A 14,610-nucleotide genomic window follows, 5' to 3' on the forward strand; every position below is an offset into this window, starting at 1 on the left:
GCAATGTCTAAAAAATAATATAATTAACTAATATGTCTTTTTTTGACCGCAAAACTGCAATTATTAAACTCCTCAAAGCCCATCCAAGTAAAGAGTTTACTGCTATGAAAATAGCAACTTGGCGAGTTGATAATGATCCTGAAGAACCAAAGAAAAAAGAGGAAGCAAGCAATGATGAACGATTACTTAATGCTAAAAGCAAAGTAAGCAAGAGACAAATTATTATCATGATTTATAGAAATGAATTAAATAGGCTATTGTGTACCACTATACCGAAAATAGAACAAAAAATTAAAATAACCAAAAAAGGACGCTGGTTTATATATTATTATGTTAACAATATTGATAACATAGTCAATCATGATAATAGATGCTATGAGATATTTGATCTTAAATCCGCAACTATTAAGTTTCGTAAGATTAATACCGAAAAAGAATTTACTGCTTCCCAAATAGCCGTATGGATAGCTGAACAATATTCTCAATAAGCACAAGTAACGATAAGCTATTGATGAGCGTTAACAAGATGAGTGACAAAAAAGAAATAGCTGTACTTTTTTATCAAAAGGAAATACGTTATTACGTATAACAATACCAAAAGAACCGAACATTAAGATAATAAAAAAGGGGAGCTGAACTAGATATTGTTATATTAATAATATCAATCCGATATTTGATACATCCAAATTTATTAAAGCCCCTAAAAATCATAAGAAAATTATTAAAGCCCTTGAAAATTATAAGAAGCAAGTTACTTACTGCTACAGAAATTACTCAATTGCTGTTAAGTGCTAACGCTAAATAGTTAGTAATTGCAAAAATAGACGACTATATGCCAGCAAATGTGAGTTTTGCACAACTCACAGTTAGCAATTCCTAATCCTCATGGGATTTTACAAAAGCTATTGCATATTTCGGCTCATTAGTTTATTTTGATTAGCAGACTATGCACAGAATTAATGGATTATTAAAATGGGAATTACCGTATTAAAAAATGAAGGATTGGATTTTCATGCAAGAATCTCTACTCCTTTAAGTGAGATAGATGACGATATTCAAAAAGAATTACTTGATTTAACCAAAAAAGTTAAGATAGCAGGTTTTAGAGCTGGTAAAGTACCGGTTTCAATTGTTAAGCAAAAATACGGTACTTCCGTCAGGAATGATGTAATAGAAAGAAGAATTAACCATTCGGTAAATCACGTTATTAAAAAACATAATCTAAGTATAATCGGTAGACCAAAAATTGAAGCATTGCAAAACGAACCCGATAAAGCTTTAGCATTTACCGTAAAAATAGAGCTATTACCTAAAGTTACTATTCCAGATTTAAAGAAAATCTCACTGGATCGTCCAAAATTAGAAGTAAATGCTAAAGATGTTGAAGAACAACTAGAAAAACTTGCCGCATTAACAAAAAGCTATACTAAAGAAAGTAAAGCAAAAATAAAAGATGGAGATCAGGTGACTATTGATGCAATCGGGTACATCAAGGACGAAGCTTTTGAAGGCGGTCAATTAAATGATTTAAAGGTAGTAATAGGTAGTAATGCACTTATTCCAAGTTTTGAGAAGCAATTAATAGGTTCTAAAACAGGTAGTGAAGTAGATGTTAATGTTACTTTTCCTGAAAATTACCATTCTAAAGATTTAGCAGGTAAAGAGGCTCGTTTTGCAGTACAAATTAAAGCAGTACATACTGCAGAACCTACCGTTATTGATGATGAGTTTGCTAAAAAATTCCAAAGTAATAGCCTTGAAGAATTGCGTACACATTTTGCTAAACAAATAGAAAACGAATCGGAAGAAGCTATTAATACTATAATGAAAATGAACTTATTTGATCAGTTAGAAAAATTGTTAGATTTTGACGTACCGGCATCTTTATTAGAGCAAGAAAAAAATATTCTAAAGTCCGAAACCGATAAAAATAACCAAGATGAATCATTATTAAAAGATAAATCCCCTAAAGAAATAACAGAATATTATAATAAAGTAGCCCTACGCCGTGTGCGAATAGGCTTATTACTTGCTGAATACGCAAAATCTAAAAATTTGCAATTAGAGCCTGATGATTTAAGAAAAGTTATTATGCAACGAGCACGTAATTTTCCTGGGCAAGAAAATATGATATTTGATTTTTATAAAAATAATCCTAGCGCCATTGAAGGGCTTAAAGGTCCTGCCTTAGAAGATAAAGCTGTACAATATATATTTAATAACGAAATAAAGCTTAAAGAAAAGAAATATACTAAGGAAGAGCTAGAGAAATATCTAGAAGCAGAAGAACAACGTATTACCTTGATTTGAAGTTTATTAGTTGTCATTGTGAGCAGTTCGTAGCACTTGCGTGAACCAAAAAACTACTCGATACATTCCCGCATATGTGGGAATCTAGCATAAAGCGAGCTTTTAATTTTGAAAATTTGCTGTACTTATACTTTTTTTTGGATTCATGCTTTTGCAGGAATGACATCGGTATCCACGCGGGCAATGCACGTCTTTCTTAGCTCCGGCAATATATTACTCCTGATTTTTTATAATCTTTAAAGCTAGTTTAACTATTTTATTTACCCCTAGATTAGTGTATGTAGAGATAGAAAAAACTTCTTTATTAGTAGCTTGTTGTAACTTATTTATTTTTTCTTGTATTTCCTCATCGGTAAGAACATCACATTTATTAAGACATATGATTTCGATTTTATGTTCTAGATGGTCGGAATATGACCCAAGTTCAAGACGTACCGTGTTATAATCTACCACTACATCATTACTAGAGCCGTCTATTAAATGTATTAATACATTACATCTTTCTATATGCTTTAAGAATTTATCGCCAAGTCCGTGTCCTTGATGAGCTCCTTCAATCAAACCTGGAATATCAGCTATTACGAACTCTTCGTCATCAACATACACCACTCCAAGATGCGGCACTAAAGTAGTAAAAGGATAATCGGCAATTTTAGGCTTGGCGGCCGTTACAACCGATAAAAAAGTAGATTTACCGGCATTTGGGAGACCCACAAGCCCAACATCAGAGAGAAGCTTTAAGCTTAAATGAATCCACATTTCTTCGGCAATTTCCCCTTCCGTACGCTTCCTCGGAGCTTGATTAACCGACGTTTTGAAATGGCTGTTACCAAGACCACCGCTTCCTCCTTTAATTATTTCAAAGCTTTGGTCATCTTCAGTGAAGTCATGCAATAATATATTGCCGTCCTCGGAAAAGATTTGAGTACCGATGGGAACATCAAGAACTAATGATTTTCCTGATTTGCCGCTTCTATTTGAACCTTTACCATTTTCGCCGTTTTCTGCGGTAAAATGCTGTTTATATCGATAATTTACTAGCGTATTAAGATGGTGATTACTCCTAAATATAACACTACCGCCACGCCCACCGTCCCCACCGTCCGGTCCGCCTCTGTCAATAAATTTCTCACGATGGAAACTAACGCAACCATTACCGCCGTTCCCGCCTTTTATATATATTTTAACTTCATCAATAAAATTCATATGATTTATATTTTCAACGTCATTGCAAAGGAGTGCGTGGAGCCGGTTTTCTGTCATTGCGAGGCCATTGCATAGCAATTGACGAATCAATCCAGTAAAAAATTCTAATTTACCGAATTTATTTTTTAAATTATTTTCTAGATTGCCACGTCGCCTATGGCTCCTCGCAATGACGGATTTGGTGTCCACACAACGCAATACCCGCTCACGATAATGTTTACCTTTCCCCGATACCCGTATACTCTCTATGTACATAACCGGTATAAAGCTGTCTAGGTCTGCTGATTTTTTGTCCAGGGTCTTCGTGCATTTCTTTCCATTGTGCCATCCAGCCTACGGTTCTTGCTATTGCAAAAAGTACCGTGAACATTTGCGACGGTATACCCATAGCTTTATAGATAATACCTGAATAAAAATCAACATTTGGATATAATTTTCTCTCAATAAAATATTCATCTTTAAGAGCGATAGCTTCAAGTTCTATTGCTATTTGTAAAAGTGGATTATTTTCTAGCTGCCCAAGTTCCTTTAATACTTCTTTGCACGTTTCTTTAAGTACTGAGGCACGTGGGTCATAGTTTTTATATACACGATGACCGAAACCCATTAACCTAAACGGATCACTTTTATCCTTAGCTTTAGCTATATATTTAGGTATATTCTCAGAACTACCGATTTCTTTAAGCATGTTTATTACCGCTTCATTAGCTCCGCCGTGAGCAGGTCCCCAAAGTGATGCAATACCAGTGCTAATACACGCAAAAGCATTAGCTCCAGATGAACCAGCTATTCGGACTGTTGAAGTAGAAGCATTCTGCTCATGGTCTGCATGTAGGATAAATATCTTATTAAGCGCATTTTTTATTATTGGATTTACTTTGTATTTTGTACAAGGCGTTGCAAACATCATATGCAGAAAATTTTCAGTAAAATCTAACGAATTATCAGGATAAACAAACGGTTGTCCTATAGAATATTTATAAGACATTGCGGCGATAGTTGGTATCTTAGCAATCATTCTAATAGCGGTAAGTTCGTAGTCTGCTTCTTTAAAATTCAGTAAATCAGGATAAAATGCCGACAGAGAACCAATAGCCGCAAGCATAATAGCCATAGGATGAGAAGAGCTACAAAAGGTTTGAAATAAATAGTGTAATCTTTCATTCACTAATGAATGATGAGCAACCTGTTTAGTGAAATTATTATACTGCTCGATGCTTGGTAATTCTCCATAGATTAGCAAATATGCCACTTCCAAAAAATCGCTCTTCTCGGCTAAATCTTTAATATTATATCCTCGATGCCGCAAGATTCCTTTATCACCGTCTATATAAGTGATAGTAGACTTACAAGAAGCAGTAGACATAAAACCCGGGTCATAAGTAAAACAATTGACTTCCGCAGATACCCTGCTTATGTCGATTACATCCTCACCTATACTTGCTTTAAGTATAGGTAATTGAAATATTTTTCCTCTGATTTTTAATTCGGCAAATTCTGAATCAGAATCATTGTCATTGGTCATAATGGATATACCCTATTTTTATACATCAGTAAATATAACCCTAATTTAATGAAATTAGAAATGAATTAGTATTTATGAGGCTTTAAAAATTTTCTATATTCGATACAAACTTATAATACGTAAAATTTGTAAAGGGCTGGTATCAGGAGCGCAAATAATATAATAATTATATACAATCCAAAAGCGCAAGTGTTATTTGTTAAATCTTCACGTTCACTTCCAATGTTAGGATTATGAGCTAATTTATCAAAAGCTTGTTCCAAACATTCTAGTACGTCATCAGCTGCTCTAATACTATCATTTGTTATATAAAGCCAAATATCTTTGATATCTTGTTCAGCATGGCTAGTTAAAATAAATTGATTTTTAACTATTGTTTTCTAAATACGCTTTACGAAAATCACGCATATCTTGTAACGCTTTTTCTCCTGGAATTAATTTATATTCAGCAGCTTGATCTAAACCAATCTGTATTTCGTGATTAAGCCATGTTTTATAATTTTCAAACTGAGCATTTTGAGAAATATTTTCAGATTTGACCATTAAACGTAACACTGCTCTTATAACTTCACTTGAAGAATGGTAAAAGCCACTTTCTACCTGTCTATTTACATACTTTTCAAATTCAGGAGTTAAATAAATACTTACAATACTCCCTTTAAAATAACAATAATTGATATTAGCATAACATTATATGTTGTTTCAAGAAGATTTAAGCTGAAAGTTTTTCTTAAATTTTTTAGTTAACGAGCAAACCCGTATTCACTAAATACTCCTTAATTTTGAGTAAATCATACCAAGAGGTACGTTTTTGCATAGGTTGGCGAAGTAAATAGGCAGGGTGGAAGATTGCAGTAGTTTGAATAGGAGCTGATAGATATTTATTGGTATAAAAATAATATTCTTGTCTAATTTTAGTAATGCCTGAATTTTTTCCGAGTAAGCTAGTTGCAGCCGTGCTACCGACTAGAATAATTAGCGTCGGGCTAATAAGCGCAATATGTTTCTCAACAAATGGTTTACAAATATCGACTTCTTCAAGCGTTGGCTGTCTATTAGCGGGAGGACGCCAAAATACCGTATTAGTAATATAAGCGTTATTTTTTCGTGAAATTCCGATAGCATGTAGCATATTATCGAGTAAATTGCCGCTTTCGCCGCAAAAAGGTATTCCTTTCAAATCCTCAGTAATCCCAGGAGCTTCGCCTATTAACATAATTTTAGCTTCCAAATTACCATCACCGAAAACCGTATTAGTAGCAAATTTCTTAAGTGCACAACCATTAAAATTTAGTAGAGATTCTTTTAATTCTGCGATATTATTAGCTTTATCTGCAAGAGATCTTGCTAGGGTTATATTATCATGAACTTTATCATTAGAAAGCTTTCCAAACCCTACTGCTAGAGGTAGTTTAGATGTCGATCCTAACCCCTCAACCTCACATACGCTTGTGTACGCTGAGGTTCGATGTGAAGTGTCTCCTTTAAATTCCTCTCTATAAGGAAATTTTGAAAGATTTCTATTCGTATTGAATACAGTTTTTTTTGTAGACATAAGTTTTACTTGTGACTTTTCAGTTAGTTCAGTATTATTACATACCTTTAATTTCGGTGGGTGCTCAGAGCAGTAATATTCAACACCGATTGCACTTAACCATTTAAGCGTATTACTCATTATCTTAAAATAAAATATGTTAACATATAATGTACCAAACGAACTAAATAACATACGACTCGATAAAGCTTTGTCACAACTTCTTGAAAAGATTTCTAGAAACCAAATCCAAAAAGCTATTAAAAATTCGCAAGTACTAGTTAATGATGTAATTATTTCTGATCCTGATGTTTTGGTCAAGGAGAATGATGTTATACTATTTGCTTTTAAAGAACCTGAAGAGCTAAAAATTGCAGCAGTAAATATAGCACTTGATATAATTTATGAAGATGATGATTTGATAGTAATTAACAAAGCTGCAGGTATGACAGTACACCCAGGGGCAGGACATCATGACGATACGCTTGTTAATGCATTACTTTATCATACGAAGAATCTATCGGATATAGGTTCAGCAGCAAGACCTGGGATAGTGCATCGTTTGGATAAGGATACTACGGGCTTAATGGTAGTTGCTAAAAATAATAAAGCACATATGTTGCTTGCAAATCAGATAGAGCAAAGGCAGGTAATACGGAAATATAAAGCGTTAGTGTGGGGAGTAATTAATCCGCTAGCAGGAGTCATTAAGAATAATATAGGTCGTAGCCGAGTAGAGCGTCAAAAAATGAGCATATTAAAATATGGCGGTAAAGAAGCTGTTACGCATTACAAGACTTTAGAGCTGTTTTACGGCGGCACTATTAGTATGGTGGAATGCAGACTTAATACCGGTAGAACTCATCAAATCAGAGTGCAGCTAAGCCATGTAAAGCATTCGGTGGTCGGCGATCAAACTTACGGCAATAACGACCGAAAAATTGCTCATTCTTCTCCTGCACTAAAAGCAAAATTAATCGATTTTAAACGCCAAGCCCTGCATTCTTGGTATTTAAGCTTTACACATCCGACTAGTAATAAGATTATGGAATTTTCTTGTGAGCTGCCAAGGGATATGGAAGCTATTATAGCCACCGATGTATTGCACAAATTTACCGAGCTTAAGAAAACAAGATCCTTTTGGTAGTGTAGAAGATATTTTAGAGATGAAAATATAGGTAGAAAATGAGGGTACTGCAAAATCAAGATTGATAAGAGATAAAAATAAGATACTCTATTAAGAAAAAGGAAAGCTAATGGAATATTGTAAATGGTGCGGTAATAAGAGTTGAGTAAAGAATGGTCGGACGTCAAAAATGGTACAAAGATACAAGTGTAAAAGCTGCAAAGGGACATATCGTATAGGCGATAAACGTATAAAATATGGATTAGAAAAAAGAATAAAAGTAATAAAGATGTATCGTGGAGGCATTGGGATAAGATCAATAGAAAGATTAGAAAAAGTGTCGAGCACATTGATAATATATTGAATTCGTCATTTTACAGAATTAATACGCAAAGAACTAAGAAATGTAAATATACCGGAGAAATTAGAGGATATTGAAATATTAGAAATAGACGAATTATTTACGTATTATAAAAAAGAAAAATCGAGCCTATGTCTGGCGTGCTGTTGACAGAAAGCGGAATAAAATTATTGATATCGAAGTAAGTGAAACTAGAGATTTTTATTGTTATTTAGGTATTGTTACTCGTATATAGAAATTGTATAACATTAATATATTGTGCACTGATGCGTATGATGTGTACGGCAAATATAAGTTGGCTTTACAACACGTTGTAACTAAAGTGGAAACCGCTTTGGTAGAGTCCAAAAATTCTTTAATCAGACACTATCTTGCTCGCTTTAATAGGAAAACTAAACGATATAATAAAGCTCTTGATATGATTGAGAACTCATTACTACTTCTTTTTAATAAAAATTAATTACTATCATTCTTTACTGAGCAATGCCAAAATGAGAACTTGACATAAATTGTATTACAATTATAATTACACTATGTGTGTGCTTATAATTAGTAATACTTAAGAGTTATATCTGCACTTACTGTAAGATTACACGATGATTTAGCCAAGGAAGTAGCTAAAATGGCTAAAAACTTCATATTTCACGTAGTCAGAGAGGATCTATTGAGACTATGAATAAAAGCCTATATGAGCAGGAAAGGAAAGAAAAATTATTTGCAATTAGTATGCGTACAAGAAAAGAAAGCATGAAAATAAATTCCGAATTTTCGAATATGGAGCATGATCCTGAATGTTAACCTCGGAGAAATTTGGCTTGCCGATTTAAATCCTAGAGTCTATAGTGAGCTTGGTAAAATAAAACCTGTATTGATTATCCAAAATTAAGTACTATTGGACCCAGATCATCCGTCTACTTTAATCATCCCTCTAACAACTAATTTAATAGATGAGGCTTTACCTTTACGAATTCGTATTAAAGCTCATAATAAATTAGAAAGCGATTCAGATCTTTTAATAGACCAAATACGTAGTATAGATAATAAACGCTTAATTTTGTGGCATATTATAGCTACTGTTAGCCCCATGATTATGAAAACAATATATAAAGCAATATTAGAAATTATAGGAGTTGGACCTGTTCCGTGCAATATTCTATAAAACAAGCCTTGAGTACAGCATCAGATAAATTAAATAAAATAGGTATCAGTCCGCCGCAATTAGAAGCACGAATTTTACTTCAGCATGTCATACATAAACCTATTGAGTATTTGCTTATTAATCTTGATGAACAGTTAAGTGAAGCTGAGATAAAAGCTTTTGAAAAATTGTTAGAGAGAAGACTAAAGCATGAACCTATAACATATATTACAGGCGTTAAAGAATTCTACTCACGTGAATTTATTGTCAATAAACATGTGTTAATTCCTAGAAGTGATACTGAAATTTTGGTGGATGTTGTATTGCAGCGTTATTCCCATAGCACTCAAGGTCATTCTACCGAAAGCGGGAAACCAGAAACAAAGAAGCTGGATTCTGTGGTCAACCCACGGAACGACAGCATACTAGAACTCGGTACAGGTAGCGGCTGCGTTGCTATCAGTCTATTATGTGAGTTACCGAATGCTAATATAATTGCAACCGATATAAGCATTGAAGCAATAGAAGTTGCTAAAAGTAATGCCATAAAACATCATGTAACGGATCGCATTCAGATTATTCACAGTGATTGGTTTGAAAATTTAGGAAAGCAAAAATTTGATGTTATAGTTAGCAACCCACCATATATATCACACAGCGAAAAATCAGAGATGGCACTTGAGACACTGAACCACGAACCGCATTTTGCATTATTTGCTGAAGAGGACGGCTTGCAAGCTTATCGTATAATTGCTAAAAATGCCAAACCATTCTTAAAACCAAACGGTAAGATTATATTAGAGATAGGGTTTAACCAAGCAGAAAAAGTTAGCAAAATCTTTTTGAATTACGGCTATAATATCGACAATATTTATAAAGATTTGCAGTCACATAATAGAGTAATAGAAATATCGTCTATTACTCTCAATCGGTCATACGCAAGGCGAGTCGGCAAAAGCTTATCAGGAGTACAACAGAATTTATTAGATAACGAACTACTAAAATATTTATTTTCCAAAGCAAAACTTGAAAGCGAAAAGCGTAAAGTATTTCTTGAGATAGGTTTTGGTATGGGTGAGCATTTCATTAACCAAGCAAAAATGAATCCTGATACACTTTTTATTGGTGTAGAGGTATATTTAAACGGAGTTGCAAATGTTTTAAAACTTGCTGCTGAGCAGAATATCAAGAATTTTTTATTATTTCCGAATAATTTGGACTTAATATTAAACGATTTACCAAATAATAGTTTAGATGGAATTTATATTTTATTTCCTGATCCATGGATAAAAAATAAGCAAAAAAAGAAACGTATTTTCAATAAAGAGCGTCTTAAGGTTTTACAAGATAAGCTAAAAGATAACGGTAATTTAGTATTTGCTTCTGATATCGAAAATTATTTTTATGAAGCAATTGAACTAATAAAACAGCACGGTAATTTTGAAATTATGAATAACGATGATTATCTAACCTCACATGATAATTATGTAATGACCAAATATCATCAAAAAGCTATTAAGGAGAATAGAACGCCGAAATTTATGATTTTGCGGCACGTTTTAGGCGATCATTAATTGCAGCACCAATATTTTCTTGAGGTATAGGCGCAACTGCTATACCGCTTACATCATGAGCTGCAGCATAGTCGTCAAGAATTCTTAAATACGCATAAAGATTTGCAGCAGCTTCTATAAGATTGCCCTTGGTACTGAGATTTAATGAAAATCTTCCCGTAAGATTGCTATTACCAAAATTGACGCTGATTTCGTTATACTCTAAATTTATAGCATTTAGCCTGATCGGTACTTTTGGTGAATAGTGTTTCGCAAGCATGCCTGGAGCTTTTATAGCACTTGTTTCTGATGCTTTTAACACTTTTACCCTAAGTACTTCTTCTAAAATTTCAACAGTTATAAACCCTTCTCTAAGAATAGTAGGAGTAGCGGTTGTAGTATCAATTATCGTTGACTCTAGACCATATTCAGATTGATAGATTTCAGGTGCTAAAATAAAAATTTCCTGATTATCCTTAAAATGTTTTGTGACATGCTCAGCGTTAGTCGGACTAATATAGTTTGAAGGGTTAGCACTTGGGGCGGCTATAGGCACGCCTGATTGTCTGATAAGCTCTAATGCTACAGGGTAAGACGGTATCCGAAGTGCTATGGTATTTAGTCCTGCAGCTGCACTAGGGGCAATATTGGCATTCTCTTTTAAAGGGACAACTATAGATAATGGTCCAGACCAAAATTTTTCTGCTATTTTTATAGCTAAATCATTAAACTCGCCTATTTCTTTTGCTTGCTCTATGGAGAAGACATGCACAATAAGCGGATTACTAGCAGGACGATTTTTAAACTGAAAAATCTTTAAACAAGCTTCATTATTAGTAGCATCCGCTCCGATTCCATACACTGTTTCGGTTGGGAATACTACTACTTTACCTGATTTTATAAATTGAACTGCTTTACTAACCATTATTTAGTTATTTTGGTTTTGTTATATATCTGCTTAATGGATTCCCGCTGTCGCGTGAATTACATAAGAAAGTTTCAGTCATAAGCGGTTAAACTTAGCAATTTTATTTAATAACTCGCAAATATTTTGTAATAGCGATAAACGATTTTGAGCGATTTTTGGATCAGGATCATTAACTAATACATTATCAAAAAAGCTAGTAATAGGAGTTAATAGAAACGATAATAAATTTAAGGCTCTCTTATAATCTTTATCAGCTATACTATCTATAATCTGTGGAGAAATTTTTTGGACTACTTCAAATAAGTCTTTTTCAGGCTGTGTACTAAAGAGACTAGCATCAACTAGGCCGGTAATTTTCTGATCACCGATTATATTGCTCGCTCGTTTATAAGCATTTAATAACTGCTTGCCTGCGTCTTCTATTAAAAATTCTTTTAGCGTCTCAAGCTTAAATTGTGTATCTACTAAATTTAAATCAAGAACAGCATTAATTAATAAAATATCATATTTATTTTTAAAGTAAAATTTTGCTCTTTCTTCAAAGAAAGATGTTATTAAATCTTTATCTGCTGAATTTCCATATAACTTTAAGGAAAAAATAATTAAATCATTTAAATTTAGTTCTAATTTATTTTCAAGTATTATTCTTATTATACCAAGAGCTTGACGTCTCAATGCATATGGGTCACCTGAACCTGTTGGAGCTTCGCCTGCTATCATCAAACCTACTAGACTATCTAGCTTATCGGCTAAAGCAAGCAATGCCGCATTTCCGCTTGCTACATTGTCACTCAAACCTTGCGGTTTATAATGGTCTCTAATTGCAGCGGCTATTTCTTCATTTAGCCCTTCATATTTTGCATAATAATAACCCATAATACCTTGCAGATCAGGAAATTCTCCAACCATCTCAGAAACAAGGTCACTTTTGCAAAGCTTTGCTGCCGTAATTAAATCTTTATTATTTGGAGCTATATAATTACAAATATCGGTTATGTGTTCAATTTTTTCTCTTAAGTTACCAAGTTTTGCATGAAATGTTACAGCTTCTAATTTACCTAATCTTGATTCTAAAGTTTTAGCTATATCTTGTTTATAAAAATATAAAGCATCGGAAAGTCTTGCCGATAGTACTTTTTCATTACCTTGAATAACGAGTTCAGCATTTGCAAATCTACCATTACTAACAAAGAGAAAATATGGTGCAAAATTTCCTGTTTTGTCAAATAAACAAAAATATTTCTGATGCGTACGCATCGAAGCAATAAGTACTTCTTTAGGTAGCTCTAAGAATTTCTGCGCTATTTTCCCAAGCAATACGACAGGAAATTCGCTAAGTCCTGCTACTTCTTCTATTAAACGCGCATCTTCTTTTATATTTAGATTTTGAGAATTTGCTAGCTCTAATAAGCCGGTCTTAATTATTTCTTCTCTCTTTATTCTTTCTAAAACAACGTTATTTTCTAAAAGCTTATTTCTATAATCTTTAAAATCTGTTACTTCTAATTTTTTATTATCAGTAAGACGATGCCCGTACGTAATATTATTAGCGGTTAAATGCCCAAATTGCAGTGGTAGTACTTCACCATCAAATATACATAAAATATTTCGCAAAGGTCTGATCCATTTTATTTTGTAATCACCCCAAAACATCGATTTTGCCCAGCTATATTTATTAATAGCCTCTATAATAATCTTAGGCAAAATCTCTTTTATTTCTCTTTCTTTTGTCTTTTTGACAAAGAAATAATATAGCTGATTGTTAATTAATTTAGTAGAAAGCTCTAATTTACTAACATTATGAGCACTGCAAAAGCCGTTAATAGCGGCTTCCGGAGATTCTATGCTTGGTCCTTTAATTTCTTCCTCTTGTGGCAAAGTGACCTTTGGCAAATGGGTAGCATACAGCGTTATCCTACGAGGTCCTACAAATACTTGTACTTTTGCAAATATTGCGCTTTCTGCAAAAATTTGTGTGAATATATTTAAATACCCCTCTTCAGCGTTTTTTTGCATAAATGCAGGTATTTCTTCACTAAATAGCTCTAATAATAATTCACTCACCGCTTAACTCCAACCATTTCATACAACAAATTCTAGCTAAATGACGCACTCTTAAAACATAAGAAGCACGCTCCGTTACACTAATTACACCTAACGCATTTAATTGATTAAAGTAATGACTTGCTTTAAGGCATTCATCATAAGCCGGCATAGGTAAGTTTGCCTTCACTAGCCTCTCGCATTGTTCTTCACTATCTTTAAAATGTCTTAGCAACATCTTGCTATCGGCAAGCTCTAAATTATATTTCGAAAATTGCCGCTCAGCCTCGAAATCTACTTCACCGTATTTTAAAGCTTTTTCACCTATTTGTCCGTTCCAATCAAGTGCTTTGACTACATCAACGCCTTGGATGTATAACGCAAGCCTTTCTAAGCCATAAGTGATCTCACACGCAACGGGACGACATTCAATCCCACCGATTTGCTGCATATAAGTAAATTGTGATACTTCCATACCATCGCACCATACTTCCCAACCGAGCCCTGAGGCTCCGAGCGTCGGTGACTCCCAATCATCTTCAACAAATCTGATATCATGGTTTTTTAAATCTATCCCCAAACATTCCAAATTTTTAAGATATAAATCTTGAATATCATCTGGCGACGGTTTTAAGATAACTTGAAACTGGTAATAATGCTGCATTCTATTGGGGTGCATACCGTATCTGCTATCGCCTGGTCTTCTTGATGGTTGAACATATGCAACAGACCAAGGTTTAGTACCAAGGCATCTAAGCACCGTTGCAGGGTGAAACGTACCGGCTCCGACATGGGCATCGTAAGGCTGTAATATGCCGCAACCATAATCCTGCCAATAATTTTGTAATGTCAGAATAATTTGTTGAAATGATAGTTTTTTCATAAA

14 protein-coding genes and 1 pseudogene are annotated in these 14,610 nt (G+C 33.8%); 7 read left to right on the forward strand and 8 right to left on the reverse strand.

Going from position 1 to position 14,610, the window contains the following annotated elements; all coding sequences use genetic code 11:
• Positions 1 to 32: 32 nt before the first annotated feature.
• The gene (locus A1C_RS05825; RefSeq protein WP_012150157.1) at positions 33 to 488 is read left to right on the forward strand and encodes a hypothetical protein; all 456 of its coding nucleotides are present in this window, start codon (positions 33 to 35) and stop codon (positions 486 to 488) included.
• A gap of 484 nt (positions 489 to 972) precedes the next feature.
• Positions 973 to 2,310 (forward strand): trigger factor, encoded by a 1,338-nt coding sequence (tig, locus tag A1C_RS05830; protein WP_012150158.1) that lies wholly within the window; start codon positions 973 to 975, stop codon positions 2,308 to 2,310.
• Positions 2,311 to 2,523: 213 nt separating this feature from the next.
• Here tig and obgE read toward each other — a convergent pair whose 3' ends face one another.
• The 5 genes from obgE to A1C_RS05850 form a co-directional block, all read right to left on the reverse strand.
• On the reverse strand, positions 2,524 to 3,516 hold the full coding sequence (obgE, locus tag A1C_RS05835) for a GTPase ObgE (RefSeq protein WP_012150159.1): 993 nt from the start codon (positions 3,514 to 3,516) through the stop codon (positions 2,524 to 2,526).
• A gap of 217 nt (positions 3,517 to 3,733) precedes the next feature.
• Positions 3,734 to 5,041, reverse strand: a complete 1,308-nt coding sequence (locus A1C_RS05840; RefSeq protein ID WP_012150160.1) for a citrate synthase — start codon at positions 5,039 to 5,041, stop codon at positions 3,734 to 3,736.
• A gap of 110 nt (positions 5,042 to 5,151) precedes the next feature.
• A complete protein-coding gene (locus A1C_RS07400; protein WP_332239180.1) occupies positions 5,152 to 5,415 on the reverse strand; it encodes a type II toxin-antitoxin system RelE/ParE family toxin in 264 nt (87 codons plus the stop codon).
• On the reverse strand, positions 5,408 to 5,719 hold the full coding sequence (locus A1C_RS09150; protein ID WP_332239181.1) for a type II toxin-antitoxin system ParD family antitoxin: 312 nt from the start codon (positions 5,717 to 5,719) through the stop codon (positions 5,408 to 5,410). Before A1C_RS09150 ends, A1C_RS07400 begins: the two co-directional genes overlap by 8 nt.
• 61 nt (positions 5,720 to 5,780) lie before the next feature.
• Positions 5,781 to 6,716: a uracil-DNA glycosylase family protein gene (locus A1C_RS05850; RefSeq protein ID WP_041816868.1), complete on the reverse strand. Its 936-nt coding sequence runs from the start codon at positions 6,714 to 6,716 to the stop codon at positions 5,781 to 5,783.
• A 16-nt stretch (positions 6,717 to 6,732) separates the two neighbouring features.
• On the opposite strand from A1C_RS05850, the gene A1C_RS05855 reads away from it, so the two are divergent.
• The 5 genes and pseudogenes from A1C_RS05855 (at position 6,733) to trmB (ending at position 10,774) form a co-directional block, all read left to right on the forward strand.
• Positions 6,733 to 7,722, forward strand: a complete 990-nt coding sequence (locus A1C_RS05855) for an RluA family pseudouridine synthase (RefSeq protein ID WP_012150163.1) — start codon at positions 6,733 to 6,735, stop codon at positions 7,720 to 7,722.
• 617 nt (positions 7,723 to 8,339) lie between these two features.
• Complete coding sequence (locus tag A1C_RS09650) at positions 8,340 to 8,522, forward strand: hypothetical protein (RefSeq protein ID WP_157211911.1); 183 nt, start codon at positions 8,340 to 8,342, stop codon at positions 8,520 to 8,522.
• Between the two features lie 212 nt (positions 8,523 to 8,734).
• Positions 8,735 to 8,860 (forward strand): hypothetical protein, encoded by a 126-nt coding sequence (locus A1C_RS09155; RefSeq protein WP_012150164.1) that lies wholly within the window; start codon positions 8,735 to 8,737, stop codon positions 8,858 to 8,860.
• Positions 8,844 to 9,221, forward strand: a pseudogene (locus tag A1C_RS05865) (type II toxin-antitoxin system PemK/MazF family toxin). Before A1C_RS09155 ends, A1C_RS05865 begins: the two are co-directional and overlap by 17 nt.
• Complete coding sequence (gene trmB / locus A1C_RS05870) at positions 9,206 to 10,774, forward strand: bifunctional peptide chain release factor N(5)-glutamine methyltransferase PrmC/tRNA (guanosine(46)-N7)-methyltransferase TrmB (RefSeq protein ID WP_012150166.1); 1,569 nt, start codon at positions 9,206 to 9,208, stop codon at positions 10,772 to 10,774. The pseudogene A1C_RS05865 and the gene trmB overlap by 16 nt, the downstream one beginning before the upstream one ends.
• On the opposite strand, the gene A1C_RS05875 is transcribed toward trmB, so the two are convergent.
• The 3 genes from A1C_RS05875 to A1C_RS05885 form a co-directional block, all read right to left on the reverse strand.
• On the reverse strand, positions 10,740 to 11,678 hold the full coding sequence (locus A1C_RS05875; RefSeq protein WP_012150167.1) for an L-threonylcarbamoyladenylate synthase: 939 nt from the start codon (positions 11,676 to 11,678) through the stop codon (positions 10,740 to 10,742). The two genes, trmB and A1C_RS05875, sit on opposite strands and share 35 nt — an antisense overlap.
• A gap of 78 nt (positions 11,679 to 11,756) precedes the next feature.
• Positions 11,757 to 13,745, reverse strand: a complete 1,989-nt coding sequence (glyS, locus tag A1C_RS05880) for a glycine--tRNA ligase subunit beta (protein WP_012150168.1) — start codon at positions 13,743 to 13,745, stop codon at positions 11,757 to 11,759.
• Positions 13,738 to 14,607 (reverse strand): glycine--tRNA ligase subunit alpha, encoded by an 870-nt coding sequence (locus tag A1C_RS05885; RefSeq protein ID WP_012150169.1) that lies wholly within the window; start codon positions 14,605 to 14,607, stop codon positions 13,738 to 13,740. The genes glyS and A1C_RS05885 overlap by 8 nt, the downstream gene beginning before the upstream one ends.
• Positions 14,608 to 14,610: the final 3 nt, after the last annotated feature.

Origin of the sequence: Rickettsia akari str. Hartford (assembly GCF_000018205.1) — a bacterium.
In the GTDB taxonomy this organism is placed as follows: Bacteria; Pseudomonadota; Alphaproteobacteria; order Rickettsiales; family Rickettsiaceae; genus Rickettsia; species Rickettsia akari.